Annotated in this window: 22 protein-coding genes and 1 tRNA gene; 6 read left to right on the forward strand and 17 right to left on the reverse strand. The window is 68.0% G+C overall.

Features of this window, described 5'->3' with window-relative positions:
* Window positions 1-72: 72 nt before the first annotated feature.
* Entirely contained in the window at window positions 73-927 is an 855-nt protein-coding gene (locus tag ACPEH0_RS10805; protein WP_366214515.1) for a helix-turn-helix transcriptional regulator, read from the forward strand.
* 12 nt (window positions 928-939) lie between these two features.
* Here ACPEH0_RS10805 and dcd read toward each other — a convergent pair whose 3' ends face one another.
* Both dcd and ACPEH0_RS10815 read right to left on the reverse strand, forming a co-directional pair.
* Entirely contained in the window at window positions 940-1,545 is a 606-nt protein-coding gene (dcd, locus tag ACPEH0_RS10810; protein WP_311861183.1) for a dCTP deaminase, read from the reverse strand.
* Between the two features lie 28 nt (window positions 1,546-1,573).
* The gene (locus ACPEH0_RS10815) at window positions 1,574-3,595 is read right to left on the reverse strand and encodes a beta-galactosidase (protein WP_366214516.1); all 2,022 of its coding nucleotides are present in this window, start codon (window positions 3,593-3,595) and stop codon (window positions 1,574-1,576) included.
* A 61-nt stretch (window positions 3,596-3,656) separates the two neighbouring features.
* On the opposite strand from ACPEH0_RS10815, the gene ACPEH0_RS10820 reads away from it, so the two are divergent.
* The gene (locus ACPEH0_RS10820) at window positions 3,657-4,265 is read left to right on the forward strand and encodes a TetR/AcrR family transcriptional regulator (protein WP_366214517.1); all 609 of its coding nucleotides are present in this window, start codon (window positions 3,657-3,659) and stop codon (window positions 4,263-4,265) included.
* On the opposite strand, the gene ACPEH0_RS10825 is transcribed toward ACPEH0_RS10820, so the two are convergent.
* Window positions 4,246-5,283 (reverse strand): zinc-dependent alcohol dehydrogenase family protein, encoded by a 1,038-nt coding sequence (locus ACPEH0_RS10825; RefSeq protein WP_366214518.1) that lies wholly within the window; start codon window positions 5,281-5,283, stop codon window positions 4,246-4,248. The two genes, ACPEH0_RS10820 and ACPEH0_RS10825, sit on opposite strands and share 20 nt — an antisense overlap.
* Window positions 5,284-5,336: 53 nt before the next feature.
* Entirely contained in the window at window positions 5,337-6,209 is an 873-nt protein-coding gene (locus ACPEH0_RS10830) for a LysR family transcriptional regulator (protein WP_366214519.1), read from the reverse strand.
* Window positions 6,210-6,278: 69 nt separating this feature from the next.
* On the opposite strand from ACPEH0_RS10830, the gene ACPEH0_RS10835 reads away from it, so the two are divergent.
* From ACPEH0_RS10835 to ACPEH0_RS10845, 3 genes are all read left to right on the forward strand, one after another.
* Window positions 6,279-7,451 (forward strand): MFS transporter, encoded by a 1,173-nt coding sequence (locus ACPEH0_RS10835; protein ID WP_366214520.1) that lies wholly within the window; start codon window positions 6,279-6,281, stop codon window positions 7,449-7,451.
* 27 nt (window positions 7,452-7,478) lie between these two features.
* On the forward strand, window positions 7,479-7,799 hold the full coding sequence (locus ACPEH0_RS10840; protein ID WP_366214521.1) for a hypothetical protein: 321 nt from the start codon (window positions 7,479-7,481) through the stop codon (window positions 7,797-7,799).
* 73 nt (window positions 7,800-7,872) lie between these two features.
* Window positions 7,873-7,946 (forward strand) — tRNA-Gly (locus tag ACPEH0_RS10845).
* 198 nt (window positions 7,947-8,144) lie between these two features.
* Here ACPEH0_RS10845 and ACPEH0_RS10850 read toward each other — a convergent pair.
* The 5 genes from ACPEH0_RS10850 to ACPEH0_RS10870 all read right to left on the reverse strand — a co-directional run bounded on the left by ACPEH0_RS10850 (window position 8,145) and on the right by ACPEH0_RS10870 (window position 13,976).
* Window positions 8,145-9,104, reverse strand: a complete 960-nt coding sequence (locus ACPEH0_RS10850; RefSeq protein WP_366214522.1) for a hypothetical protein — start codon at window positions 9,102-9,104, stop codon at window positions 8,145-8,147.
* Window positions 9,105-9,381: 277 nt separating this feature from the next.
* Window positions 9,382-10,209, reverse strand: coding sequence for a hypothetical protein (locus ACPEH0_RS10855; RefSeq protein ID WP_366214524.1), 828 nt, complete (start codon window positions 10,207-10,209; stop codon window positions 9,382-9,384).
* Window positions 10,210-10,416: 207 nt separating this feature from the next.
* Window positions 10,417-11,214 carry a metallophosphoesterase family protein gene (locus tag ACPEH0_RS10860; RefSeq protein WP_366214525.1) on the reverse strand — a complete coding sequence of 266 codons (798 nt, stop codon included), beginning with the start codon at window positions 11,212-11,214 and terminating at the stop codon, window positions 10,417-10,419.
* Window positions 11,215-11,271: 57 nt separating this feature from the next.
* Window positions 11,272-13,098, reverse strand: a complete 1,827-nt coding sequence (locus ACPEH0_RS10865) for a hypothetical protein (RefSeq protein ID WP_366214526.1) — start codon at window positions 13,096-13,098, stop codon at window positions 11,272-11,274.
* On the reverse strand, window positions 13,095-13,976 hold the full coding sequence (locus tag ACPEH0_RS10870) for a hypothetical protein (RefSeq protein WP_366214527.1): 882 nt from the start codon (window positions 13,974-13,976) through the stop codon (window positions 13,095-13,097). The genes ACPEH0_RS10865 and ACPEH0_RS10870 overlap by 4 nt, the downstream gene beginning before the upstream one ends.
* A 119-nt stretch (window positions 13,977-14,095) precedes the next feature.
* On the opposite strand from ACPEH0_RS10870, the gene ACPEH0_RS10875 reads away from it, so the two are divergent.
* Window positions 14,096-14,578: a helix-turn-helix domain-containing protein gene (locus tag ACPEH0_RS10875; RefSeq protein WP_366214528.1), complete on the forward strand. Its 483-nt coding sequence runs from the start codon at window positions 14,096-14,098 to the stop codon at window positions 14,576-14,578.
* Here ACPEH0_RS10875 and ACPEH0_RS10880 read toward each other — a convergent pair.
* The 8 genes from ACPEH0_RS10880 to ACPEH0_RS10915 all read right to left on the reverse strand — a co-directional run bounded on the left by ACPEH0_RS10880 (window position 14,575) and on the right by ACPEH0_RS10915 (window position 26,324).
* A complete protein-coding gene (locus ACPEH0_RS10880; protein WP_366214529.1) occupies window positions 14,575-15,447 on the reverse strand; it encodes a hypothetical protein in 873 nt (290 codons plus the stop codon). The two genes, ACPEH0_RS10875 and ACPEH0_RS10880, sit on opposite strands and share 4 nt — an antisense overlap.
* A gap of 22 nt (window positions 15,448-15,469) precedes the next feature.
* Window positions 15,470-15,754 carry a hypothetical protein gene (locus tag ACPEH0_RS10885; protein ID WP_366214530.1) on the reverse strand — a complete coding sequence of 95 codons (285 nt, stop codon included), beginning with the start codon at window positions 15,752-15,754 and terminating at the stop codon, window positions 15,470-15,472.
* Between the two features lie 754 nt (window positions 15,755-16,508).
* Window positions 16,509-19,691 carry a type I restriction endonuclease subunit R gene (locus tag ACPEH0_RS10890; RefSeq protein WP_366214531.1) on the reverse strand — a complete coding sequence of 1,061 codons (3,183 nt, stop codon included), beginning with the start codon at window positions 19,689-19,691 and terminating at the stop codon, window positions 16,509-16,511.
* Window positions 19,688-20,833: a hypothetical protein gene (locus ACPEH0_RS10895; RefSeq protein WP_366214532.1), complete on the reverse strand. Its 1,146-nt coding sequence runs from the start codon at window positions 20,831-20,833 to the stop codon at window positions 19,688-19,690. Before ACPEH0_RS10895 ends, ACPEH0_RS10890 begins: the two co-directional genes overlap by 4 nt.
* 35 nt (window positions 20,834-20,868) lie before the next feature.
* On the reverse strand, window positions 20,869-21,483 hold the full coding sequence (locus ACPEH0_RS10900; RefSeq protein ID WP_366214533.1) for a hypothetical protein: 615 nt from the start codon (window positions 21,481-21,483) through the stop codon (window positions 20,869-20,871).
* Between the two features lie 70 nt (window positions 21,484-21,553).
* On the reverse strand, window positions 21,554-22,705 hold the full coding sequence (locus tag ACPEH0_RS10905) for a restriction endonuclease subunit S (protein WP_366214534.1): 1,152 nt from the start codon (window positions 22,703-22,705) through the stop codon (window positions 21,554-21,556).
* A gap of 11 nt (window positions 22,706-22,716) precedes the next feature.
* Window positions 22,717-24,339, reverse strand: coding sequence for a type I restriction-modification system subunit M (locus ACPEH0_RS10910; RefSeq protein ID WP_366214535.1), 1,623 nt, complete (start codon window positions 24,337-24,339; stop codon window positions 22,717-22,719).
* An 8-nt stretch (window positions 24,340-24,347) separates the two neighbouring features.
* Entirely contained in the window at window positions 24,348-26,324 is a 1,977-nt protein-coding gene (locus ACPEH0_RS10915) for a hypothetical protein (RefSeq protein WP_366214536.1), read from the reverse strand.
* Window positions 26,325-26,510: the final 186 nt, after the last annotated feature.

Below are 26,510 nucleotides of genomic sequence, written 5' to 3' on the forward strand. Positions count from 1 at the left end.
GCCCGCCGGGCCGAGCGAACCAGGCTCTCGCGGAACCACCCTCGCGCGCGGGCTCCGTCGTAGCCTCGGAACATGGACGGCGAGAACGAGCTGCGGGAGTTCCTCGTCTCCCGGCGCGCACGGATCACACCCGAACAGGCGAAGCTGCCCGCCTACGGCGGCAATCGCCGCGTCGCGGGGCTCCGGCGTGAAGAGGTCGCGATGCTCGCGGGGGTGAGCGTCGACTACTACACGAAGCTCGAGCGCGGCGCCGTGGGTGTCGTCTCCCCCTCGGTCCTCGACGCGGTCGCCCGCGCGTTGCAGCTCACGTCGACCGAACGCGATCACCTGTTCCACCTGACCGGCACAACCGCCTCCCTCCGCCCCGTCGCACAGCCCGAGCGGACGACGGTCCGGCCCACCGTGCAGCGCATCCTCGACGGCCTCAGCGACTCGCCGGCGTTCGTCGCGACCGCGGCGCGCAACCTCGTCGCTGCCAACGCTCTCGGGCGGGCCGTCTACGCGCCGCTGTACGACGCCGCGCTCGACGGCATCCCGAACACCGCGCGCTACGCGTTCCTGGAGCCGGGCGCGAAGGAGTTCTTCGTCAACTGGCGCACGGCCGCCGCCAACCTGGTCGCGAACCTCCGGCGCGAGATCGCCACCGACCCGCTCAACCGAGCGCTCGAGCAGCTCGTCGACGAGCTCAACCGCCGCAGCCCCGAGTTCGGCGAGCTGTGGCGGTCCCACGACGTGCGCACCCACGACGCCGGGATCAAGAGCATCCGGCATCCGGTCGTCGGCGAACTCCACCTGACGTTCGAAGCGATGCCCCTGCCGGCCGACCCGGGCCAGAACCTCGTCGTCTACGGAGCCGAGCCGGGATCGGAGACAGCCGACCGGCTGCGCCTGCTGGCGAGCTGGAGCGCCGCGGACGCACGCTCCTGACGGCGAGCGCGGTCAGTTGCCCTTCGCACCCGCGTCGGTGGTGCCGACGTCGGTGCGGTGGAAGTTCTGGAACGAACGGGATGCCGTCGGCCCCCGCTGCCCCTGGTACCGGTTCTTGTACGGCCCGGTGCCGTAGGGGTTCTCTGCCGGCGAGGTCAGGCGGAAGAAGCAGAACTGCCCGATCTTCATGCCCGGCCACAGCTTGATCGGGAGCGTCGCGACGTTGGCCAGTTCGAGCGTCACGTGACCCGAGAAACCGGGGTCGATGAACCCCGCCGTCGAGTGGGTGATGAGCCCGAGGCGGCCGAGCGAGCTCTTGCCCTCGAGACGCGCGGCGACGTCGTCGGGCAGCGTGATCTGCTCGAACGTCGCGCCGAGGGCGAATTCGCCCGGGTGCAGGATGAACGGCTCGTCGGGGGCGACCTCGATCAGCCGGGTCAGCTCGGGCTGGTCCTCGGCGGGGTCGATGAACGGGTACTTGTGGTTGTCGAACAGCCGGAAGTACCGGTCGAGCCGCACGTCGACGCTCGAGGGCTGGACCATCGCCGGGTCCCACGGGTCGAGGCCGATGCGGCCACCGTCGATCTCGAGTCGGATGTCGCGGTCGCTGAGCAGCACGCGGCCAGCCTACTGGCCGCCCGGCGCCTCACCGCGCGACGCGGACCACCACCACACCCCGAGGCGGCACCAGGACTCCGGATGCCGCGGCCGCGCCGACGAGCACGTCGCCGTGCACCGGGGCCACGACCTCGTCGTCGGTGCGATTCGAGAGGAAGACGTACCGCGCCTCGGCGTCGCCGCGCTCGATGACGTCGAGCCGGCCGTCGGCCGACCGCGGGTCGCCCGAGAGCGCGGCCAGCCCGAGCCCCGCCAGCACGCCGCGCACACCGTCCCGGCCGATGTCGGCCGAGACGTAGGTCGCCGACCCACCCGCGCGCAGCCGCCGGCGGGTCACCGCGGGCGTACCCGCCAGGTCACCCTCGGCGTAGGTATCGAGCGCCTCGACGTCGTCGCCGACGTGCACGATCCGCTCGGTCCAGGCACTCGCCGCGGCACCCGAGGCGAGTGCGACGCGCTCACCGGGCAGCAGCGGCACGAACTCCTCGACCGTCACGCCGAGCAGCTCGCGCAGTGCGCCGGGGTATCCCCCGAGCCAGACGCGGTCGTTCTGGTCGACGATGCCCGAGAAGTAGGTCGTGACGAGGTGGCCACCGGCATCCGCGAACGACGTCAGACGGGAACGCAGCTCATCGGGGACGACGTGCAGCATCGGGGCGATGAGCACCTCGTAGCCGTCGAACGACGCGCCGATCGGGATCACGTCGGCGCGCACCCCGAGGTCGAGCAGCGCGCGGTACCAGGCGAGCGCCTCGGCGTCGTACGCGAGCGCGTCGGTCGGGTGGGCGTCGCGTCCGCTGACCCACCACGACTCGTAGTCGAAGACGATCGCGACGCGCGCGGTCTCACGCCGCGAGCCGTGCACGGGCGCGAGGTCGCGCAGCGCCCCGCCGAGGGCCACGACGTCGCGGAACACCCGGCTGTGCTCGCCCGCGTGCGGCACCATGCCGGAGTGGTACCGCTCACCGCCGGCGCGCGACTGCCGCCACTGGAAGTAGCAGACCGCGTCGGCGCCGTGCCCGACGTGGGTCAGCGCATCGCGCACCAGCTCGCCGGACCGCTTCGGCGGGTTGACCTCGCGCCAGTTCACGGCGCTCGTCGCGTGCTCCATGAGGAACCACGGCAGACCGCCGGCGATGTTCCCGGTGAGGTTCGCCCAGAACGACAGGTCGTCGCGACCGAGCTCGCCCGGGCGCAGGTAATGGTCGTTCGAGACGAAGTCGACGTCGCCCACCCACGACGGGTAGTCGATGTCGCGGACGTTCTGCGCGACCATGAAGTTCGTCGTCCGCGGGATGCCGGGGGTCACCTCGGCGAGCACCGCGGCCTCGGCCCGCAGGTGGTCGCGAACGGCATCCGAAGAGAACCGCTCGAAGTCGAGCTGCTGTCCGGGGTTGCGGATCGTGGGCGCGGAGCGCGGCGGCAGGATCTCGTCCCACTCCTCGTAGTGCTGCGACCAGAAGGCCGTGCCCCACGCGTCGTTGAGCGCCTCGATCGTGCCGTAGCGCGCTTCGAGCCAGGCGCGGAACGCGCGGGCGGCGTCATCGGAGTAGTCGTAGAGGTTGTGGCATCCGAGCTCGTTCGAGATGTGCCACGCGACGACGGCGGGGTGATCACCGTAGCGCTCGGCGAGCGCGCGCACGAGGCGCAGCGCGTACTCACGGAAGACGGGCGACGTCGGGCGCCAGTGCTGCCGGGCTCCGGGCCAGAGGATGGTCCCGTCGACGGTCTGCGGAAGGATCTCGGGATGCCGGCGCGCCATCCACGACGGCGGTGACGCCGTCGCCGTCGCGAGGTCGACGTCGATGCCGTTCGCGTGCAGCAGGTCGATGATCTCGTCGAGCCACGCGAAGTCGTACTCGCCGGGGCGCGGTTCGAGCAGGCCCCACGAGAAGATCCCGAGCGAGACGATGTTGACGCCCGCCTCGCGCATGAGCCGCACGTCGTCGTCCCACACCTCGCGCGGCCACTGCTCCGGGTTGTAGTCGGCGCCGTAGCGCATCGTCCCGGGCTGCTGCGAGCCGTCCTTCACCCAGCGGTAGTTCTGCACGCGACCACGCTAGTCCCAAAAACGTGCATCTGCACGGTTTCAGTCGATCTACACTGCCGTCATGACCGAAGCGCCCGCCCGGGGCCCCTACGCGAAGTCCGCCGCGCGGCGCAGCGAGATCATCGCGAGCGCGACGGCCGTCTTCGGCACGCACGGCTACCGCGGCGGGTCGTTGCGCCAGATCGCGAAGCAGCTCGACCTCAGCCTCACGACGGTCATGCACCACTTCCCGACGAAGGTGTCGCTGCTGGCCGCGGTCCTTTCGCAGGAGGATGCCGCCGACACCGACTTCTCGCAGCGCGCCGCGCGCGACGGCTTCATCCCGACGGTCCTCGCGATCGTCGAGCGCAACCTCGGTCGGCGCGAACTCGTGCGGATGTTCACGGTCGTGCAGGCCGAGGCCACGCACGCCGACCACGAGGCGCACGCCTGGCTGCGCGCACGGTACGCCGACGTCATCCCCGAGTACGCCGCGGCGATCGGGTACGACCGGTCGCTCGGCAGACTGACGACGACGACGGATGCCGCGATACTCGCCGACCTCGTGATCGGGATGTGGGAGGGCATCCAGGTGCGCTGGCTGGCCGACGGCACCGATCCCGTCGCCGCGATGCGGGTCGCGCTCGATGCGCTGCTCCTGCCGGTGCCGTTCAGCGCCGCGGGTCGATGATCGTCATCCCCGCGGGCGCCGCGGTGTCCATGGCAGGCAGCAGCTGGGCGGCCTCGTCGAGCGACACCGTCCGCTCGACGAGGTCCTGCGGGCGGAGCGTGCCGCGGGCGATGAGCTGCAGCATCCCGGGGTAGTCCTCGGCTGCCATGCCGTGGCTGCCGAGCAGGTCGAGCTCCCACGCGATGGCCCGGGCCATGGGCACCGCGGAGAGACCGGATTCCGAGGGCAGCAGCCCGACCTGCACGTGTCGGCCGCGGCGGCGCAGGCTGAGGACGGCGTCAGCGCAGGTCTGCTCACTGCCGACGGCGTCGACCGACACGTGCGCGCCGCCTCCGGTCACCTCGTGGACCGCGGCGGGGATGTCGGAGCCGTCGGCGCGGACGACGTGCTCCGCGCCCAGACGGCGCGCGACGTCGAGGGCGGCAGCCGAGCGGTCGACGGCGACGACCCGCGCGCCGAGCGCCGCCCCGATCATGACGGCGCTGAGACCGACTCCGCCGGCGCCGACGACGACGACCCACTCCCCCGCCCGCAGGCGGGCACGCGCGGTGAGAGCGCGGTAGGCGGTGGCGAAGCGGCATCCGAGCGCCGCAGCCGATTCGAGCGAGATCCCCTCGGGCACGGCGACGAGGTTGCGGTCGGCGGCGTGGATCGCGACGCGTTCGGCGAACGACCCCCAGTGGGTGAAGCCCGGCTGCTGCTGGTTCGGGCACACCTGCGCGTCGCCGGCGAGGCACCACTCGCACCGGCCGCATCCGCAGACGAAGGGGACCGTCACGCGGTCGCCGACGTTCCAGCGCTCGACACCGCGCCCCACCGCCGCCACGACGCCGGCGAGCTCGTGGCCCGGGACGTGCGGCAGGGCGATGTCGTCGTGACCGACCCACGCGTGCCAGTCGCTGCGGCACAGCCCCGTGGCGTGCACCTCGATGACCGCGCCGCCGTCGGGGGCGACCGGGTCGGGCACCTCGGTGACGGTGAGGGGACCGGCGATCCGGTCCATGATCATCGCGCGCACTGCAGCCTCCGTCGCATCCGTCCGTCTCGATTCTGCCGCCGCGGGCGGGCGGGTCAGCCGCGGGCGACGTCGATGAGCACCTGCAGCACGTCGTCGACGGCGGGCGGCCGGGTGCCGGGGTGGAAAACCGCGCCCATGTCGCGCACCGCGCGCGGATCGTCGATGGGCCGCTGCACGCAGCCGTCGAGCGGATGCGGCACTTCGGGTCCGACGGCGATGCCGAGGCCCGCCGCGACGAGGCCGTGGAGGGTGCGCAGGTCGTCGCCCTCGAAGGCGATGCGCAGCTCGGCGTCCTCGGCGGCGACGAGCTGCTCGAGGGTGCGGCGCAGGCCGTAGCCCGGTTTGAGGGTCACGTGGGTCTCGGCGACGACGTCGGCGAGCGTGACCCGGCGGCCGGTCGCGAGGCGGTGCCCGGCGGGAACGACGGCGACGAGCGGCTCGTCGTAAAGGTGCACGGATGCCTCGCCCGCCGCGGCTGCCCCCGACACGATCGCGAGGTCGGTGCGCCCCGAGGCGAGCTCGGCGAGGCACGCGTCGCGGGCGCCCTGCCAGAGGCGGATCTGGATGTCGGGGCGCTCCTCGCGCAGGCGCCGGACGAGGCGGGGCACCAGGTTCTCGCCGAGCGAGTTCTGGAAGGCGAGCGAGACGGTCGCGCGCGCGTCGTCGAGCGAGTCGATGGCGTCCTGCGCGGCGCGGAGGGCGACGCGGACGCCGGGCAGCATCCGCTTCGCCGCGGGGGTGAGACGGATGCCGCGACCCTCGGGCGCCACGAGCGCGACGCCCAGCTGCGCCTCGAGCTGCCGGAGCGCGCGGCTCACGCTCGGCTGCGGGACGCCGAGGGCCTGCGCCGCACGGGTGACGTGCTCGTCGCGGCCGAGCGCGTCGAGCAGGGGCAGGTGCGGCAGCAGCGCGGCGAGGCGACTCATGCGCCAATGGTATCGCTCGTCGAGCACCGGTATTGGATCCGGATGAGAAATATGCCTACCGTGGGGTGGGTGACGACTCTCGACATCCCGATCGTGACCGCGGCGCCCCGCCGGCTCGGCGCGGCGATGTGGACGACGGGGATCGCGACCTTCGGAGTGCTCTACGCCCCGCAGGGACTGCTCACGGGCATCGCCGAAACCTACGGGCTGACTGCCGCCGACGCGTCGTGGGTCGTGTCATCCGCCACGTTGGGTCTCGCGCTCGCGATCGTGCCGTGGGCCCTGGCCGCCGACCGGTTCGGCCGTCGACGGATGCTGCAGGTCGCAGCGGTGGCCGCCGCGGTCATCGCGGTCGCGTCGCCCCTGCTGCCCGGGTTCGCCGGGCTGCTCGCGGGGCGGTTCCTGCTCGGGGCGGCGCTCGGCGGCATCCCCGCCCTCGCCGTCGCCTACCTGCACGAGGCCGCCGGTCCGCACCGGGCCGGCGTCGCCGCGGGGGCGTATGTGGCGGCGACGAGCGTGGGCGGGCTGGCGGGCCGGCTGGTCGCGGCGCCGGTGGGCGAGCTCGTCGGGTGGCGGCTGTCGCTCGAGCTGATGGGGGTGCTGGCGGCGGCACTCACGGTGCTGTTCGCCGTGCTGCTGCCGGCGACCGCGCCGCACCGGGTCGTGCCGTTGCGCAGCAGTCTGCGGACGCTCGGGCGTCAGGCCGTCAACGTGCGGGCGCTGCCGCTGTACGCGATCGGAGCGATGGTCGTGGGCGCGATGGTCGCCGTGTTCAACGCGATCGGATTCCGCCTCGAGGCAGCGCCGTACTTCCTGAGCGCGACGGCGGTGTCGCTGGTGTTCCTGACGTACCTGTCGGGCACCGTGACCTCGCGCCTGTCGGGCGCGCTCGTCCACCGATGGGGCACACGGATGCCGCTGGTCGCCGGTGGGGCGGCGATGGCCGTCGGCGCCGCGGTCACGGTCGCACCGGCCGTGCCGGTGATCGTGGCCGGCATCCTGCTCATCACGGCGGGGATGTTCCTCGCGCACGCGACCGCCAACGCGGCCACTGCGCGCGCCGGCGGGTCGGGGAGGCAGCACGCGGTCGCGCTGTACAGCGTCGCCTACTACGTGGGCTCGAGCGTCATCGGCACGGTGGGCGCTGCCGCGTGGACGGCAGGTGGGTGGCTCGCCCTGGCGGGGCTCGTCGCGGGGCTCGGCGTGCTCGTCGTGGTCTGCTCGCTCGCCGTGCGTGACTGATGTCGCACCCGCCGATAGGGTGCGGGCATGGACAGCTACGGACAGTACGCAGGGCTCGGCGCCGGTTTCGTGATCCTCATGATCGTGCTCTACCTGGGCTTCATCGCCCTCATGATCTGGGTGGGCTACCTCATCCAGCGGACGGCGGTGAAGAACGGGATGCTGCGCGCGATGCAGGAGAGCGGCATGGTCTTCGCGCCGCGCCCCGGGCCGCCCTACCCCGGCGGCGGGTACCCGGGCGGCCAGCCGCCGCACCCCGGACAGCCGCCGCAGGGCCCGGGACAGCCGCCGCAGGGCCCGGGACAGCCGCCGCAGGGCCCGGGACAGCCGCCCGCCGCCACGGACTGACCGGCACTCCCGATCTGCGTTCGGTCGAACGGCTCCCGGTCTTGCTAGGCTTGCCGGGTGCCTCCGGGCGCACGGGGCTGTAGTTCAATGGCAGAACTTCTGCTTCCCAAGCAGACAGCGCGGGTTCGATTCCCGTCAGCCCCTCCACGGGTTGTTCGCGGAAGTACGCGATTTTGTTCGCGTAAGTCCTCGAACAGCTTTATCCCGATCAGCTAAGTTTTTCGCTTCGCAAATGGTCAATACTCGACGCTTCCTCGATCCTCACCAGCCGAGCGATCAAAACCTGAGCCGTCGGCTCGCTGAAGCGGCGCTCGCGCGCTCTGAGCCCGCCGGAAGCTGGGCGCGCTATGCGGACAGTTCTCGGATCAAGTCGATGACTGCGTCTGCCGCCCCTTCGTTAGCAGGCACTTTGCACCCTCGACCGAGGGGTACCGGCGAGTGCGGCCGTACCTTCTCGACGCATTCCGCGAACGCCTTGTCAGACGTCGCGAAGGCGTCGCACTCAGGGAGGTAGGTTGCGATCTGGTTATCAACGGGGGTGCCATTCGTGGTCGTGCGGGTAGCCTGCACATGCTCGAAGGCCCATCGGAGCCACGCCAGCGGCATCTCCTCTGTCGTCACCTCGCGAGTCCAGAGTCGAAACCAATCGATCTCGTCGATAAGAGCCAAGGTGATCCACGGCGCAAGCCAATCGCGGAAGGGGCTGTTGGCCTGACCCAACGCATGACGGAGTACTGTCGCGAACTCCACGCGCCAGAGTTCCACTGGATAGCCGTCCCACCAAGCGGGCGGTGAGGCGGGGACTGCCGCCACATCGAAATCGATGTTGTCGAAGGTGAGACGTGCATCGCGCGCACTTTGGCGACGTGCGGCTGCGGCGCTCCTGGTGACTTCAAGGTCAGAGCCGTCCATCCGCCGAATTCGCTCAGCTTCAGCCTGCGTGTCCCGCCGCGCGCGCGTCCACCACCCGTGTTCCCAGTCAGCTTTGGTATGCATCCATTGACGTAGGTCGGGAGCGGGCTCGATCCATTCGGGTCGGACCCGGCTGATTGCTAGCCTTGCCTCCATCGACTCCTTGTATGCCTCGGGCATGAGGCGCTTCCAAGAACCACGGGTGAGCGCATCTATGCGCTTCTTCTTCGCCACCGGGTCTAGTCGTGCACGCAGACACTCGTAAACCACGGCAGGGCATGCGGCAATTGTTACGCCGAGCCGTTGGGCTTCCTTCCGGACACTCTCGACGGCAACCGCATCAACAAGGTAGACCCAGACATTTGTGTCCGGGAGCAGGACGGGCGCGCCCATAGGTCAACATTTCGATCGCGCAGTATCCCGGCCTTCGGTCTTGCGCGCCGGGCTACGCGAGACTGCCGTCTCTCGGTTCAGGCCTTTTCAAGCCAACGAAGCAACGCTTGTCGACGAGCTTCACGGATATGCGCAGGCTCCACCCGCTCACGCTGAACCGCCTGAATGGCTTCTTGGTGTGCCTTCTCCATCTCAGGATTGACGTACACCGATCCTTGAGGACTAGGCGTCGCGATGGGCATGTTCAGACCTCCCTGAGTCGAGTGTAGGTCCATCCTCAGACACGAGCGAGGACCCCGCGCTGTTGCGCAGACAACGAGATGGATTCGGCAACCGCGAGGAGGCGCGCAAGCACCAGGACGAAGTTCTGGTCCTCCAGTGAGAGGCCGCCAGCCTCGGGCACATTCACCGTGAGCATTCCGAACGCGATTCCGCCCGCCCTGACCGGCGCTGAGATGTACGCATGGTATGCCTTCCCCGGCAGGTTGACTTCATCTTGCCGAATCGCCTGATCCGATGAGTCGATCAGACTCCAAACACCAGGCTCGATCCCGCTACCCTCAACGAATTCGGTAGTGAACTCGTCGGTGCGGGATCGCTGTGCGATGTAGAGTCCCGGCTTCATCACACGGGCGCCCGTGCTCACCCCGAGATCTTGGACCCGGAAGTAAGCTGCGCGAGGCTGTTCATTCTGAACGAGGTCACACACGCGTTCGACCACAGACTGCCTGAACCCGCTGATCTCGTTCCTCCGATCCCCGATCTCGATTGCAGCGAGGCGTTGCAACGCGAGCAGCGTTGGAAGAAAAGCACCGTTCGTTACCGTGAGGACTCGAACGCGCTCCGCCTCCAGGAGTCTTTCAACCGTCTTCTTGTCCTTCTCGAGCGCCTTCTTCCGCATTTCCTCGAGGATCCACACAGCGAAAGTAGTCACAGCCGCGAAAATGCCGGCACCTACTGCGATCAGCCTCGGTAGTGCATTGTCAGGTTCGGACCAGCTCAAGAAGGCGGTCAGCGCCGCGACAGCTCCTGCTATCGCTAGGAGGATTCGAAGCGCAAATATTGTGCGCGAAAACTTCGGTCGATTCACGACTTCCCCAGTCACGTCAGCAACACTGCCACAGGCCGCTGCCTACGCTCGGCTCGCGACACGGTGTCGCGGGTGTCGGCCTAGGTGATCGACGTGGCCGTCATGAGCACCAGTAGGCGCCTTGGCGATGACGGTCCCAGCGACAATATGCCGGCCTGTACGACTGGGGCTGCCGCGACAGGCGGACTCACGTTCGCGCCGCCGGGGCCGCTGCGGCGCGACTTACCAACCCCGCAAGACCCGCAGCGACGGGATGTCCACCGACATCTCGACCAGATCGAGCAGCGCGGCGTTCCCCTCCGCCACGTCTCGGCCAAGGCTTACGACGGTGCGCCCGTCGGTGGTCGTTCCGGAACCCGCGACATGCATGTGGCCGTGGAAGAGCAGCCTCGGGTTTACCGCAGTCCAGACCTTGTCCACCTGGGCGCGCGACGCCGCTGATTCCTCGAGCGCTTCGTCGGGAAAGCCGTTGAGGTTCCTCCGCAGAAGTGCGGCAACGTCCGCAACCGGTGTGTCATCAGGGCTCTCGTGCGTGACCATCACGTCGGCGGGTCCCGCGGACGCGGCGGTTACATGCTCGTCGAGGATTCGCTCGTCCTCCCACCAGTCCTCGCCGGGGGTGCGCCACTTGCGGTCGACGGAAGCCGCTCCGCCGAGGCTCAGGATCTTCCGGCCGTGGATCTCGAGTCGCCACGGCCGCGGGAGTAGCCACACGACCTCGGATATGCGGATGGCCCGACCGGGGTGAGCATCCAGCAGGGGCGTGTACTGGTTGTACGGCTCGTGGTTTCCGAGAGTTACGAGGATCCGCTCGATACCGCTGCGGCGGCTCCAATAGTCGACCGCGCGCGGATCCATCCACCAATCACCTGCGTGGAGGATCGTGGTGATGCCGCGGTCGTAGCGGTGTAGAGCCGGCAGGAGGGTTTGCAACCAGCCGACGTTCCCGTGGAAGTCGCCGCACACCCAGACGCGCGGGTCAGGTAGCGCCATCGTCGCGGCTGACTCGAACACCTTCATCGCACGATCCTCACATGCACGACGCGGCCGAGGAGCCGCGTCGTGCATGTGTGTGGGTCAGGAAACCAGCTCACTCGCTTGCAGGATCTGGGCCGCCACTCGCTTCCGGTGCACCAGCTGGTGGTGCCTCCCGGACTTTCCGCTGCGGGCCATAGGAGCCATGCCTACCTTTTCGAGCACCTTGTCGATCTCGTTCCGCTCCTTCTCGTGGACGAACTTCTGGATTTTGTCGAGGTTCGCGACGGCCACGCCGACCGCGGCGAAGAGGTACTTCGAGGTCGCGCCGCGTACGCGGCGGTTGCTCGCGACATGCAGGTTGATCCCGCTTTCGCCCTTGATGCTCCAGTTGAACGACTCGACGAGATTCCGACGGCCGTAGTGGAGCTGCCACTCCCTGGTGCCGTAGGCGAAGTCCTGCCGGTACTTCAGTGCCCTCCCGCCGTCGGCGTCGCGCGGCAGAGCGATGCTGCTCTTGTTCGTGCAGGCCTTTCCTGGGCTGACCGGGACGCTCTGGATCGGGAACTTGGCGCCGGCCGGGAGGAAGGCCTTCAGGGGACACCACACCGTGGAGTTCGGGCGCGCCGCCGGGCACACCATGGGGGTATTGCCCAACTTGTCAGGCTTCTCCTTCGGGCGGAATTCGTACATCGCGCGCAGCTCGAAGCGGTCGGTGAAATCGGGCATCGTGCTGGGCTTGCCGCGGCTGAGGAGGCTGTCGTGTCGTTCTCGCGCTGCCGCCCAGTCGGCGCCGAGGTTGCGGAGCTCCTCCGGCATCGAAGGTGAGTACCAGCGGCCGTCGACGAGAATCATTCCTTCGTGTTGCGCTTGGATGCCGAACTCGTCTTTCTTGTAGTCCATGACGACGGCGATGCCGTGGTCGAACAGGTGTCGTTGAAGGTCCTCGACCTTCGTTCCAGGGAGGTACGCGCGGTCGGCGATGTACTCCTTGATCACGTGTCCTCGCTTCAGAGTTCCCTCCAGCACCTTGAGCGCATTCGCCCCCGGCTTCTCTCCCGGCGTGTGATGCGCGATTCCGAGTGCCAGCATCGGCGTGTCGCTGGTCCGGTTCGGGTCGGGGTGCATGCCGACGAGGATGTCGAGCTCGAAGGCGTACTTCACCTTCGTCATGGGCTGCGACCCATCGTCCGCGTGATCCTCCGTGTGCCGCGCGTAGAACCCGGCTTCAGGTTCGCTCGAGAGCTTCTCGTTCGGGCCGAGAGCGTTCTTTCGGCTCCTTCCGACTCCACGAGCGAATTCGGGAAGCGGCGTTGCGTCGAACGCGACCGTGTATGCCGCCGGACGATATGCCTCAGGAAGCTCGGAGAGAGTTGCTTCGATCAGCGCATTGGCGAGCTGATCGCGACGCAGGGCACGCACCGGGGCGTGGAGGTCCTCGTTACGCTTCTTCTTCGCTTCGTCATAGCCGGCGACCGTTGCGCGCTTCTGTCGGCCCGGGCGCGGGTCGGGATCGATCGCCTTCTCGAGCCGGTTCCATGCTCTTCGGCAACGTTCGAACCAGTTGTCGGCGGAGATGATCGGGTTGACCGTGATGCCCAGTCGCCGCTGGCTCTCGACGGTAAGACCGCAGTAGAGAAGACTGCCGAGCTGGACGAGGTGGAGGGGACGACGCTCCATCTGGAGGACGAGCAGCAGTGCGACGACGGTTGAAGGTTGCAGCGTCGGCGGACGTCCCGCCTTCGTGGCGGGGTTCTGGCTGCGATAGTCGCGAATCCATTCGCTGAAGAGCTCACGCAGCTCGGCCCGCTCGACGATTCGCATGGCGAGGTCCACGTCGTACTCTGTGGCCAGCGGACGTTCCTCGTACGTGGGGCGCTGCACTTTCGGGCGGTTATCGGTCGAGTCAGGAGTTCCTTTGATGCTCATGACTGGACCCCCTTCGCACGCGCGCCGCGGAGCATTCGGACGCGGAGCTCCTCGGGTGGCGCTGGAACGAAGGGGATTGACCGTCTGAGCGAGTCGGCCGACGACAGCCCCGCCGCGCTAAGCAAGACGGGCACCTGGACACCGTTGGTGAGGTGGGTGACCAGCCACGTAGCCCGCAGTCGCTGCGGGCTTGGCCGCTCCTGGCCTCTCGCGTCCCGGTAGTGGGAGTAGAGCTGGTCGTGTTCGACGGGCAGGAGGCGACGATCGCCGGCACCGGCGAGCACGTCGAGTTCAGACTCCCAGCCTCCGAGGGCAGGGACGGTACGGGCTCGTCCGCCACGGACCTGCACGCTCGGGGCACCGTCGAGGTCGGCGAAGACATCCGTTCCGCGAGATTCGCTGATCTCGGCTCGGGTGAGTCCGCATGCCGCCGCGAGGGTGACGATGGCGATGCATCCGGTCCGGTAGGCGGCGGGCTGAAGGTCGGCCCACGTGCGGAGCCGACTGAGTTCGGCGGCACTGTAGGGAGCGACAGGATGGGCGGTGGTGGAAACCTGGCGCCGCTCGACGCCCGTCGCGGCCCCAGCGATGGCGCGAAGGATCTTGCGTTCACGTTCCGCCGTCACGGGACGGATCGCTTCAGCGCGCACGGCGACGGTGTAGTAGTCGATGAGTTGCGTCGAGAACGCGCGATCGTTCATGGGTGCCGCGCTGGTGCGGTGGACCCATCCGACGTAGGCGGTGAGGACGCTCATTGCTTGGCGCACCGCGCGCGGACTCCGGTCCGCGGCATAGCGTTCGACCGTCGCGCGGTTGTACCCTGCGATCTGATCCCACTCGGGGACGTCCGACTTGAAGGCGAGAATGTTGCTGTTCATGGCCCGCACATGCGCGGCGCTGGCACGCCCTCGATCGGATGTGCGCTGAGCAAGCACATTCAGCCCGAAGTATCTTCGCGATCGTGCGCCACTAGCGCAATTTGCTCCAGGATGGAGCGGTGCCCGAATCGGTCCCCTCGCCCCGAAACCTGTTCCCCGACCCAACCGCCTTCGGCAGGCGACCGCTTCCGCCCGACCTTGGCGCAGCGCCGCCGGATGCCGCCTCGCGAGCACGGTGGAGAGCGGCTCAGTTGCATTGGGTGGTTGCCTTCGCGGTGCGAACCGAGCTGAAGTCCGCGCGGCGCGCGAAGAGCTCGCTTGCTGACAGCATCGGATGGCGCCGCGAGCGGCTCTCTCGATTGCTGACGGGACATGCCCGCATGACGCCGGAGGACATGTTCCTGCTCCTCGAAGCCATCGGAGCGGACTGGATGGCGGTGGCACGCGGCGTCCCACAGTCGGCCGCCGCGAACAGACGTCAGCAATTGACCACGATCCAGTGGTTTCTGAAGACGCAACTCTCGAGGACGGAGCAGCAGCTCCGCGGCGAGCCCGAGGCCGGCTCCTCTTCCCCACAGCGCGCACGGCCGACACCTCGCTAGTCACCCCTCACCTCGAACGGCGGAGACACGGGCGCGGGCAAGTACTGCTCGTACCGCACAAACGCATCGAGCGACTTCACTCCCGCCGCTGCGACAATTTGCTGCATGGGCAAGCCCTCGGTGAGCCTGTCGACGATCCATGAAGCACGCATTCGCTGGGTCGTGACGACGGTCGACCCCTGAGCGCGTCGCACGATGTCGACGACCGTGTTACGGGTGTAGCCCACCCCAGGGCGGAAGAGAGTGTCGCTCATCGATGCCGCTTCGCGCGCGAGCAAGTCCAACTCGCGCCGCCAGTCGGCGTCGACGGGAACTGTCCGCGCGCGGTCGCCGAGCACACGAATGGCGCGCGCACCGCACGCGACGTCGACCGCTCGCACCTCGCACAGCTCACGCGTCAGCAGACCAGCACCGAATCCGATTGCGAGCAGCGCCCGTAGAGAAGCTCTGATGCTCGCCGAGCCCTGGAGCTCCACCCATGTCCGCAGGCGGGCGCGCTCTGCGAGCGAGTACGGGGTCGTGGCTGTGGATGCGGACAGGTGAGGCAGGGTCGCGGATGTCGGGATCGCACCGACCGCCTCGCCGACGCGAAGCAGGATCGATCGGCGCCGCCCTTTTGTTGAGGGAGTGGCCGGGCGCATGTCGCCGACCGATGCGCCGACCATGCTGCGCGAGTAGACATGTGAGAAGTCGAGCACTGGTCCCGTGCGTAGCCGAACCCAGGCCACATGGTGGGCGACAGCGGTGAGCAGAATCATGCGCTCGTACGGGAGGGCCGGCTCGACTGCGTTCACGGTCGCGATGACGAACGGGCGGATGTCCGCCCAAAGCACAGGGTTGATCTGTGGCCGGTACTCGTCATCCGCCACCTCGGGTGTCGGCAAGGCGGAGCTATTCCGCATCCCAAGCTGGCCCTTCGATCCAGCTGACCGATCCGGTGTACTCCACACCAGGCAGCCCATCGACGAGGCGCTCTGCGGAGATCAGTTCGAGCAGCGGCGTCCACCGTCCATCCGACATCTCCTCCAGTCGCGTCTCAAGCGACGCCCCGGAGATTCGAGGATCCATGGTTGCTGCCGCAGCCATGAAGAACAGGGCCGTCTCGCTCCAGACCTTGACCGTCGCCTCGAGGTGGATCTTCACTTCCACAGCGATGTTCTCTTCAGCTTCATCCATAGCCGGGACGGTATGGACGAACGTCCGGCGGATCTCGCACTTTCTGCACACGAGGCCACGCGACCGTGCATGTGCCCGACATGGATCGGTCCGTCATCCGCAACTTCATTCCGTTGCTCTTTCGTGCGCCAGACGACCTCAACGCGGACGAGTCGGCATCGATCCGGCACCTCCTCGCTGCTCAGCTCAGAGGCACCGCGTCATACCGAAGGGAGACCGCGTGGCTCCAGCGCCTGGACGATCTCGACGACGCCCTCTCGACCAAAGCGCCGCTAAGCCCTATCCAGACGGCTTGGGTGGAGCACCAGAGACGCAGCGACAATCTGTGCGCCCTGCAGTTGAGGCTGCTCGAAGCGCTGCCCGGGTGGACGTGGAGCCCCCGGGACGACGCGTGGGTGGCACGCGCTGACGAGCTCGAGCTCTTCCGACTCTCGAGCCGCCGCTCGCCGCGCATCCGATCCGACGATCCCGAGGAGCGACGCCTCGCCTACTGGCTTGGACGGCAACTGCGGCGGATGCGGCAAGGCAAGCTCTCTCGAGCGCAGGTGGAGCGTCTCGCCTCGCTCTTGGCGGTGCCGTCGAGGTTGGGTAGTGCCGGCGCCAGGCGACGGGTTCGCTCTACCGACTCGCGAGCGGGGTGTTAGCGGCCTGCTCGCGACCTCACGTGCGCGGATCGGCCTAGGACGCCCCGGGCGCGTCCCGCGCCGCTACAGGACCGCGTGGAGCTTCGCCCCGCGTCCTGGTCTGGTCTGCATCACTTCATCCGGTCATCCGCATACCGCGGCGCCATCGACTCCATCTGGTCCATGACGAGCTTGATCGCTTCGGGCTGCTTGTCGGGCGGGTACTTGTACTTCACGAGCAGCCGCTTGATTGATGAACGAAGCTTCGCGCGGACGTCGTCGCGCACCGTCCAGTCGGTGCGGACGTCGCGGCGCATCACCGCGACGAGCTCTCGGGCGATCTGTGCGAGCACGTCCTCGCCCTGCACGTCGACCGCCGACTCGTTGGTGGCGACGGCGTCGTAGAACGCGAGCTCGTCGCTCGTGAGCGGCGGGGAGAAGTGCGTGCCGCGGGACGCCTCGGCGGAGACCTCCTTCGCCAGCTCCACCAGCTCCGCGATCACCTCGGCGGAGGTCAGCTGCTGGTTCGTGTAGCGGTTCATGATCTCGGCGATCCGCTCCGAGAAGGCCCGCTGGCGAACCAGGTTGCCGCGTGTCGCGCTCGCGCCGGCGTCGGTGAGCGACTTGCGGAGCGCCTCGATCGCAAGGTGCGCATTCGGCGCCGCCTGCGCCTTGGCGAGAAACTCGGGCCCGAGGTCATCCAGCGCGAGGCGCGGGAGCCCGGCCGCGTCGTAGATGTCGAGGACTTCACCCGGGGCGATGGAGTCGGCGACGAGCGTACCGAGCAGCCTCGAGATCTCTTCGGGGATCGGTTCGTCTCGCGACTGCCGTTCGGCGGCGTCGAACTTCGCCATCCACACGCGGACCTCTTCGTAGAACGCGATCTCGTCGTGCAGTTCAGCCAGCCCGTCGCGGCCAGACGCGAGGGCCCAAGCCCGCGCCAGCTGGCCAGTCGCCGTCCGATACCGCACCGAGAGCCGGTCATTGCCGAGGTCAGGATTGTTCAGCGGGTTGGCCGGATCTCGGAGGAAGTTGGTGGCGGTGGTCGCCGCCGTCCGCCAGGCACGCGAGCCGCCGCGGGCGACGATGGCGCGCCAGTCGCAGTCGACGAGCATGTCGCGGATCTGGGCGACGAGCTCGGTCGCGATGGCGACCGCTTCGTCGACGTCCCGACCGACCGGCTTGTTCTCGCGGTCTGACGTCGTGTACTCCGCGAGTGCGTTCGCGAGGTTGTCGGCGAGGGGCGCGTACGCGACGAGAAGCCCGTCCTCCTTGCCGCGGAAGGTGCGGTTCACGCGCGCCAGGGTCTGCATGAGCAGCGCACCCTTGAGCGGCCGATCGAGGTAAAGCGTGTGCAGCGGCGGTGCGTCGAAGCCCGTCAGCATCATGTCCTTGACGATGACCAGCTCGAGCTCGTCGTCGGCATCCTTCAATCGCGCCTTGATCGCCTTGTTCTCAGAGTCCCGCCGAACGTGGTCACTAACGGGCGGCTGGTCGGATGCCGACCCCGAGTAGACGACCTTGATCTTGCCCGCATCCAGTGCGTCGGAGTGCCAGTCGGGCCGCAGTCGCACGATCTCGGCAAACAGCCGCGCGCAGATCTCGCGCGTGCCCCCGACGATGAGCGCCTTGCCGGGAGATTCGAGGAACGGTTTCATCCGCTCGCGCCGCTCTTCCCAGTGCTGCACGAGGTCGGCCGCGAGTGTCTCGATGCGCTCCGGTGCCCCGTAGACGGCGTTGACGACGGCAACGGATGCCTCGAGGCGCGCCCGCTCGGTGTCGTCGAGTCCGAGGGTGTACTCGTCGGCCGCGCGGTCGATGTCGTCCTCGGTCGCGCCGTCGGCGAACGACACCTTGATGAGTCGCGGCTCGAAGTAGACGGGGACGGTCGCGCCGTCGTCGACGGCGCGGGTGAGGTCGTAGATGTCGATGTACGGGCCGAACACCTCTTGCGTGTCGCGTTCGGCGAACGAGATCGGGGTGCCGGTGAAAGCGATGAGCGTCGCGTTCGGGAGGGCGTCGCGCAGGTGTCGGGCGTAGCCGTCGAGGTCGTCGTAGTGGCTGCGGTGCGCCTCGTCGACCACGACGATCACGTTGCGGCGGTCGGTCAGGAGCGGATGCTGCGTGCCCGCCGCCTTCTCCGCCTCGGTGAGACCGAACTTCTGCAGGGTAGTGAAGTAGATGCCGCCGGTGACCCGGTTGCGCAGCTCGTCGCGCAGCTGGGCACGCTCACGCACCTGGACGGGTTTCTCGGCGAGCAGCAGGCTCTGGTCGAACGTCTGGAACAATTGCCCGTCGAGTTCGGTGCGGTCGGTGACGACGATGACGGTGGGGTTCTTGAGCTTCGGATGCCGCGACACGAGATTCGTGTACAGCTCCATCTCCATCGACTTGCCCGACCCCTGCGTGTGCCAGACGACGCCCGCCTTGCCGTTGGTCTCGACCGCCTGCACCGTGGAGCCGACCGCCTTCGTCACGGCGAAGTACTGGTGCGGCTTCGCGATGCGTTTCGTGAGGCCGTCGGCATTCTCGTCGAAGGCCGTGAAGTTGCGCAGCAGTTGCAGGAACCGCTCCTGGTTGAACAGACCGTTCAGCGCATCGTCGATCGGCTCGACGGAAACACCGTCCTCGATTCGCGGCTGGGCGAGCGGCACGCCGTCGTCGTCGACGTTCCAGGGCGCGAAGTGGTTGAGCGGCGTGAAAGGCGTGCCGTACTTCGCATCGATGCCGTCGGTCGCGAGCGTGAGCACGCAGAAGCGGAACACCATCGGGAACTCACGCAGGTACGTCTGCAGCTGCGCGTGCGCCGGGGCAACGCCGGTGGATGTCGAGCCGGCGCGCTTCAGCTCGACGATGACGAGCGGCAGCCCGTTGACGAACAGCACGATGTCGAACCGGCGGTGCAGGTCGCCACGCCGGAGCGTCAGCTGGTTGACGGCGAGCCAGTCGTTGTCGGACGGGTCGGTGCCGAGCAGTCGGAGCCGCGGGTTCTGTTCGATGCCGTCGGTGTCGATGTAGCTCAGCGGATATCCGCTCACGAGGTACTGGTGGATGCGGTGGTTCTCGGTGACCGCATCCTGCGACTTCGGCGCCGCGATCTCCGCGACCGCCTGCTGGAGATACTCGCCGGGGACGCCCGGGTTCAGCCGCCGAAGCGCCTCAAGCAGGCGCGGCCGGATCAGCAGGTCGTCCCAGGTGTCTCGCTCGCCGGTGCCGGGCGCGACTTGGTCGCCGTGAACCGGGCGCCAGCCGAGCGGCTCGGCGAGGGTCTCGAGGGCGTCGTTCTCCCAGTCGGCCTCGGACAGCGGTGTCATTCGGGCTCGCCCGCCTCGGCGACATCGTGATCCTCGAGGTTCTGGGGTTCGTCCGACGGCTGCTTCTTCTTGTCACGCTTGAACAGACCGGCGACCGCATTCGCCGTGCCGGATGCCGCGTTGCCCACCGCGCGCGCGGAACCCACCGCCGCACCGCCGACCGCCTTCGCCGTTCCACTGGCAGCACCACCGACCGCGTTCGCCGCGTCCTTCACCGCGGTGACGGCTCGCGGGGCGTCGGGAATCCCGTCGCCGTCAATGTCGACACTCCGGAACATCTCGGTCGCGTCGACCATGCGCTCCCAGACGTTCTCACCGAACTCCTTCGCGGACTCGGACGCAGCCCGCATCGCGAGCACCGCCTTCGATGGGTCGGGGATGCCGTCACCGTCTTCGTCGACCAGTTCCAGCCACTCCGGCCATTCTTCAGCGGGCGCAGAGAAGCCGGTTCGGCACGATTTCACAACGCTGCTGCCGAAGTAGAAACTCGTGGCAGCGCCGGCTGCGGCGCCGATCACGGGGATGGCTTTGGAACTGATCTTGACGGTGCCCATGACGGCGCCCTGCGCGATCGCCTGTCGCGCCAGCACGATCGTCACGGGGACGAGTGCGGAGTCGGGGAGTTGCTGAGACAGCAGGTCACCCCATTTCGGTGCGGCGTTCGATGCGACAAGCCCCGCCGCCCCACGCGCTCCGGCGATGGACGCGCCCGCAGGAAGCGCGGCAAGCACCATCGACGTGACCTGGTTCTTGTTCTTCTCACCGAGGAGTGCGCCCAGCACGATCGCCTTCGCTCGGTCCGGGTCATCGATCGGCACGCCGCGAAGCTCTGCCATGCACAGCGCGAAGAGCGCCGTGGTCTCGTAGAAGAAGATCAAGTCGCCGACGCCGAGCCCGATGGCAACAGGCACACCCACGGCGGGGATGGACGCCGAAGCGCCGATCGCTGCGCTCGCGGCCGTCGTCGTCGCGACGTACTGCGATTCGATGGTCTTCATGACCTCGGCGGGCGTCGCGCTCGGCTTCTTGCGACGGATCTCCTTGATGTAAGCGGTCGCCGCTGGCCGCTGCACGGCGATTGCTTTGAACACGCGATCTTGGAAGTCATCGGGTAACGCAATCGCGGGCTTGGTTGTCGCCACGGCGTCCTTCTTTTGGCTCATGAGTGTCTCCGGGATCAGTCGGCGAACTGGAAATCGAGGGCGACGTCGGGATCGATCGCGTTGATGATGCCCGTGTAGAACACCTTCGCCTGTTCCCTCAGGTCTTCCTTGTACTTGACCAAGTAGTCCTGTTGCGACGCTTCGCCCAGAACCGCGTTGATGAGGTCTGTCTCTTCGATCTCTGGAGCGAACCAGCTCAGGGCGCCGTTCTGGTCAATGGCCGCCTCAAAGTGCGGCTTGTCATACCCGATAAAGATGAAGTCCGGGATGGTCACCGTGAATCTGCCGTCACCATCGGGGACGACTTTGACGCGTGAGCCGTCGAGGCCGAGCTTTGCTTGGAACTCGTATTGCAGAAGCGAGACCCGCGTCGCGCCCGGAATCTTCCCCCAGAAGGCATTGCCGGTGGTTTCGCGGCGCTTGATGCCCTGGATCCCAAGGCTTACGAGCGCAACTTCTTCCTTGGTCTCAACAGACTGGACGACCTGCGAGTCGCGATCGTACGCGCTGCCACCCAGGAAGCTCGGCAGCCGCCAGCCCTGGACGGCTCCGAGGATCGAGAGCGCCAACGCGGCGGCCAACAGAACAACGAACGGCCAGATGAGAACCTTGGCACGAAAGAACTTCACGAAGATCTCCCCAGATGGATGCAACGGTGCATTGGTACTTCGAACCTAAAGCCTGCGCGAGAGTGCTCGTTCACACGCCCGCCTGAACAATCAGATCCTCCGCGTCGCGGACGCGGAGCTTGCCCGACATGAGCTGCGGCAACAGCGCGTCGCGCGTCGCGGCGAGGGTCAGCGATTCCTGTTCGGCGTTGAGCGCAGAATCCCAGAGTGCGGACATCAGCGGGTTCAGTCGATCGATATCACTCATGGATGGCACCTCCACGACCTCATCGAGGTGGTGCCGTTGTATGTGGCCCATCGTCGTCGCCTTGTCCGCAGCGATTGCTTTGAAATCGGCAAGCTTCCGCCTCAGAAGTTCGTAGACGAGCCACGCGGGGTACCCCCGCTGGGGTACGACTTTGAAGATGTGCTGGTTCACAATCGCTTCGGAGCGAAACCAACGGTGGAGAGTCAGCGAACCCGACCAAGCAAAGAGGATGTCCCCGGGGCGCGCCACGTGCTTGTCATCGACCTCGGCATCCGAATAGACGGTAGATCCACCAATACCCCCATTCAGCTCCGCGATCCTCACCACCACTCGACCAGTTCCACTCGCCCCCTTGGTAAAGGCCTTGCCGTTCACGAAGTCAGCCGTTTCCGACAGCGGGACTCCACTGTCAGCGGTCAGGCTCCGGAAGGTTTGGCGCATGAGTTCATCCGCCCGGCTGGCGAGGGCGGTGTTGGCGGCGATCTTGTCGTCGAGGGCGCCCAGCACCTCGGCGATCGCCTGCTGCTCTGCGAGGGGGGGCAGGTTGAAGTGGTAACCGCCGATCTGGGTCCCGCTGATGTGTGGGATGGCTGTGCCTGTCTGAACCGACAACAGATATTCCGAGAAGCCCGCACTATCGATCACGTAGGCCAGGTACCCCTGGTCCAGGCCAGGGTTTGCGCGTAGTCGTGCGACTCGCTGTACAAGGTAGGACGGAACGTCCGCGGGCCGGACTCGTGAGCGCTTCAGCCCCGCGCCGACCCACGGTCGATCCATCGCAAGAACAACATCGCCAACAGCCATGTCGTACTTGGGATCGACGGATGCGGACAGCGGCCAGCGGACGGCACCCGACCAGTCGAGTCGACCCTGGCTCACATTGTCTCCACGAAGGAGGCGAACGTCGGCGACATCTCTCGAGAACTCAGCACTTCGGAACGGGAGTCCAACCTCGATCGTCGCGACATCGCCCAATCGGACACTTCTCACGAGACGCGTCCTAGCTGCTCGCGTACGACCTCAGCCAGCCGCGCCGACTCCGCGAACTGCGACTCAAGCTCGGCGCGCAGCCGGGCGAGCTTGTCCTCGATCGGCTCGCCGTCATCCTCCGCTTCGGGGGCGCCGACATAGCGGCCGGGGGTCAGTGCGTAGTCCGCGGCTTTGATCTCGGCGAGGCTCGCGGAGTAGCAAAAGCCCGGAACGTCCGAGTAGCTCAACGATGACCCCTCGACAAGCCCGGGGACCGAGAGGGCACGTCCACGCCAGGCGTGGAACGTGCCCGCGATGCGGGCGATGTCCTCATCCGACAGCGCGCGCTCGGCGCGGTCGACCATATGGCCGAGGTTGCGGGCGTCGATGAAGAGCACCTCACCCGCCCGAGCCCCCTTGTCCTTCGCGAAGAACCAGACGCACACGGGGATACCGGTGGAGCGGAACAGCTGCGTCGGCAGGGCGACCATGCACGACACCAGGTCGGCCTCGACGATCTCGGCGCGGATCTGACCCTCGCCGCCGGAGTTCGACGACATAGAGCCATTCGCCATGACGACGCCGGCCTGCCCGCCGGGAGCGAGCTTGGAGAGGATGTGCTGGATCCACGCGTAGTTCGCGTTGCCCGCCGGGGGGACGCCGTAGCGCCAGCGCGGGTCGTCTTCGCTGCGCGCCCAGTCCTTGATGTTGAACGGCGGGTTCGCCATGACGAAGTCGGCCTGCAGGTCGGGGTGCAGGTCGCGGGCGAACGTGTCGCCCCAACGCGGACCGAGGTTGCCCGTGAGCCCGTGGATGGCGAGGTTCATCTTCGCCATCCGCCAGGTGCGCTCGTTGAGCTCCTGCCCGTAGACGGAGATGTCGGAGCCTTCCCCGTGGTGGGCGTCGATGAACTTCTCGGCCTGCACGAACATGCCGCCCGACCCGCACGCGGGGTCGTAGACGCGCCCGCGCGTGGGCTGCAGCATCTCGACGAGCACGCGCACGACGCCGGCGGGCGTGTAGAACTCTCCACCCCGCTTGCCCTCGGCGGCGGCGAACTTCTCGAGGAAGTACTCGTACACCTCGCCGAGCAGGTCGCGGGCGCGACGCCCGTCCGACCCGCCCTGCCCCTGCGTCGTGAATCGCGCCGAGTTGAACAGGTCGATCAACTCGCCGAGCCGGCGCTGGTCGACGTTGTCGCGGTTGAAGATGCGCGGCAGCGTGCCCGACAGCTGCGGGTTCGCCTGCATCACGGCATCCATCGCCTCATCGATGAGCAGCCCGATCGTCTTGTCGACCCCGTCGACCGCGCCGCCCTTCGCGTGTTCGGCGAGAAAGCCCCACCGTGCCTGCTCGGGCACCCAGAACACTCCGCGGCCGGTGTACTCATCGGTGTCGTCGATGAGCTCCGCGATCTGACCGTCGTCGTACCCATCGGCGGAAAGTTCGGTGCGGATGCCGGCGCGGCGCTCGTCGAACGCGTCGGACACGTACTTCAGGAACACGAGGCCGAGGATGACGTCCTTGTACTGCGAGGCATCCATCGAGCCGCGCAGCTTGTCGGCCGCCTTCCAGAGCGTGTCCTTCAGCTCTTTCATGGTCGACGGCGCCGCGGGCGCGGCTTTCGGTGTGCGAGGCATGGTGTTCCTTACTGCGTGTCTGCCGCGTCCGCGGCGTGGTCCAAGTCGATCATGGTCACCGCGCCCGACGTCGCACCGGCGACGATCAGGGCGGCATAGTCGGTGAGGCGCGCGGCACGGGCCTCGAGGTCTCGGCGGGCGGTCGTGATGTCGGCGATTGTCTGTCGGAGCGGTGCGATCGTGCGCGGGGCGACGCGACGCAGCGTCCATCGCCGCCATGCTCCGGGCCCGGCGGGCGCTCCCGTGATGTCTGCGGCGACGACCTCGGGCACAAGGCCGCCGGGATCAGCGGCCGTGATGCGCAGCACACGGGCCGGGTAGGCGACAACTTTCGAGCCGTCGGGGTCGACCCAGGCGGCTGCGGTGGGGCTGGTGCGGAAGATCACGTCGCCGGGGCGTGTCAGCTGTGCGGACGGATGCTGGGTCGCGAACGCGAACTGGTCCACGCGCGCACGGCCGATCGACGCGGGCTGGTCGAGGTGGGCTGCGGTCACAACGACGAGTCCTTCCGAGCCCAGCAGGTCAGGATCGAGGCGGGTGCCCTGAATCCTCCTAACGTGTCCGTCCCTGATCAGCTCTGCTACGGAAGCGGCGCGCGGGACATCGTGCGGCTCCGGGGCGATCTCGATTGGGGCGAGGTCGGCACGGACTGCCTCGGCCGCGATGTCGAGGAGGGCGGGAAGTTCTGCCGCCTCCTCGGTTGTGGCAGCGGGTTTCCGCGTCACCGATGCCACCAATGATCCGCTCCGCGCCTGGAGCGAGGCCGTACGCACGAATGCCGCGAACCGGAACTGGTGGGCACGCAGATCGCGAGCGGTTCCCATGCCCGCCATCAGGTCCGAGATCAGGTCGGCGCGCGTCGCGGGAGTGAGCTGCACGCCGGTGAGATCTGCAACGGCGGTGATCCGTTGCGCGTGTGCGGTCTCGACTGTTGGCTCCCCGAGAATCCAGAGCGCGAGGGATTCGCGGACGGCGCTGTCGACGAGACCGGCCGACAGACGCGCGATTCCTCTGACGCGGCCGGAGCGAAGGATGTCGGTGCGGGCCCGCTCGTCGGTGGGGGTCAGCGGGTCAACGAGTGCACGCGCGGGGCCGATCACGACCCCCGCGTCAGAATCCCGCAGGGACAACGAGACTTCGTCGACTGCTCTCAAGATGCCGGCCACATCCTCGCCTGCAACGGACGGGACACGGGCGACGACGACCGAGCGTGCCGCCGGCTCCGCTGCTTCGTCGATCCAATGCCCCTCGACGAGCAGTTGGCGGCGGACCCGGCGGGAGTCTGCGCCGGCGGGCAGAACGATGCTCGCACTGTCGCCGAGCCTGCCCGCGACCGTCGAGGACAACGCGGCATCACCGGCATCCAGAGTCACTGTGGCGTCATCGCCGGCGAGGGCGAGCGTGGCATCTACAACCAGGTCGATCGCGTCGGCGAGGAGCGGTCCAGCGGACCCTGCAGCGCGGTTCGATGCGGCGTGGCGACGGGCGATGAGCGCCAGCGCAGCCGACGGCGAGTATGCCGCGTCGACCAGGCGTGCCGCGTAGGCGAGCCACGGCGCACCGCGGTCCACGTGTGCGGAGATCTCGCGTCGGAGCACGCGATCGAGCGGGTCGACACTGGCGGCCGCCTCTTCGATCTGTGCAGGCGTGAGTTCGTCGAGGTCGTCGGCCCGCGCGTGTAGGGCAACGAGCGCCTGCAGTTCGGCGACCGCGCTCGCGTCGGAGAAGGAGAAGTCCGAGGGAGCTGCAGCGGCCGCGGCGTCCTCACGTGCCTCGGGATTGTTCCCATGCCTGGTGCGCATCAGCCAGTCGGCGACCTGCGCCGCCTCGAAGCACGGCCGGCCCCTCACGTCGGTGATGGGTGACGGAAAGGGATCCGGCGTCGACGCGAACCGCGAACGCCACATCGATGCCACGGGACGCTGCACACCGGCCAGCCGGGCGACGCCGGTGAGGTCGAGGAGAAGCGGGGGCGCTGTGGACATATGGCAAACGTACTCCGCGTACCCCATGTTCTGCCGACGTTGCTGATAAGGACGCTTATCAGTTGTGTGTGCGACTGCTGCCGCAATTTCATTCACGATCTGTTCGGCGGCATCACGTCGCTGTCGCAGGCGGGGCGTTGCTGGGGGCCGCCCCGCCTGCGGGATCCACTCCCCGCCCCTTCGGAG

The organism is Microbacterium sp. NPDC079356 (assembly GCF_049545465.1).
Classification (GTDB): Bacteria; Actinomycetota; Actinomycetes; order Actinomycetales; family Microbacteriaceae; genus Microbacterium; species Microbacterium gawkjiense.

Coding starts and splice junctions, on each gene's coding strand:
- ACPEH0_RS10805 (WP_366214515.1), top strand. CDS start 73: ATGGACGGCGAGAACGAGCTGCGGGAGTTCCTCGTCTCCCGGCGCGCA.
- ACPEH0_RS10820 (WP_366214517.1), top strand. CDS start 3,657: ATGACCGAAGCGCCCGCCCGGGGCCCCTACGCGAAGTCCGCCGCGCGG.
- ACPEH0_RS10830 (WP_366214519.1), bottom strand. CDS start 6,209: ATGAGTCGCCTCGCCGCGCTGCTGCCGCACCTGCCCCTGCTCGACGCG.
- ACPEH0_RS10840 (WP_366214521.1), top strand. CDS start 7,479: ATGGACAGCTACGGACAGTACGCAGGGCTCGGCGCCGGTTTCGTGATC.
- ACPEH0_RS10850 (WP_366214522.1), bottom strand. CDS start 9,104: ATGGGCGCGCCCGTCCTGCTCCCGGACACAAATGTCTGGGTCTACCTT.
- ACPEH0_RS10860 (WP_366214525.1), bottom strand. CDS start 11,214: ATGAAGGTGTTCGAGTCAGCCGCGACGATGGCGCTACCTGACCCGCGC.
- ACPEH0_RS10865 (WP_366214526.1), bottom strand. CDS start 13,098: ATGAGCATCAAAGGAACTCCTGACTCGACCGATAACCGCCCGAAAGTG.
- ACPEH0_RS10870 (WP_366214527.1), bottom strand. CDS start 13,976: ATGAACAGCAACATTCTCGCCTTCAAGTCGGACGTCCCCGAGTGGGAT.
- ACPEH0_RS10885 (WP_366214530.1), bottom strand. CDS start 15,754: ATGGATGAAGCTGAAGAGAACATCGCTGTGGAAGTGAAGATCCACCTC.
- ACPEH0_RS10890 (WP_366214531.1), bottom strand. CDS start 19,691: ATGACACCGCTGTCCGAGGCCGACTGGGAGAACGACGCCCTCGAGACC.
- ACPEH0_RS10910 (WP_366214535.1), bottom strand. CDS start 24,339: ATGCCTCGCACACCGAAAGCCGCGCCCGCGGCGCCGTCGACCATGAAA.
- ACPEH0_RS10915 (WP_366214536.1), bottom strand. CDS start 26,324: ATGTCCACAGCGCCCCCGCTTCTCCTCGACCTCACCGGCGTCGCCCGG.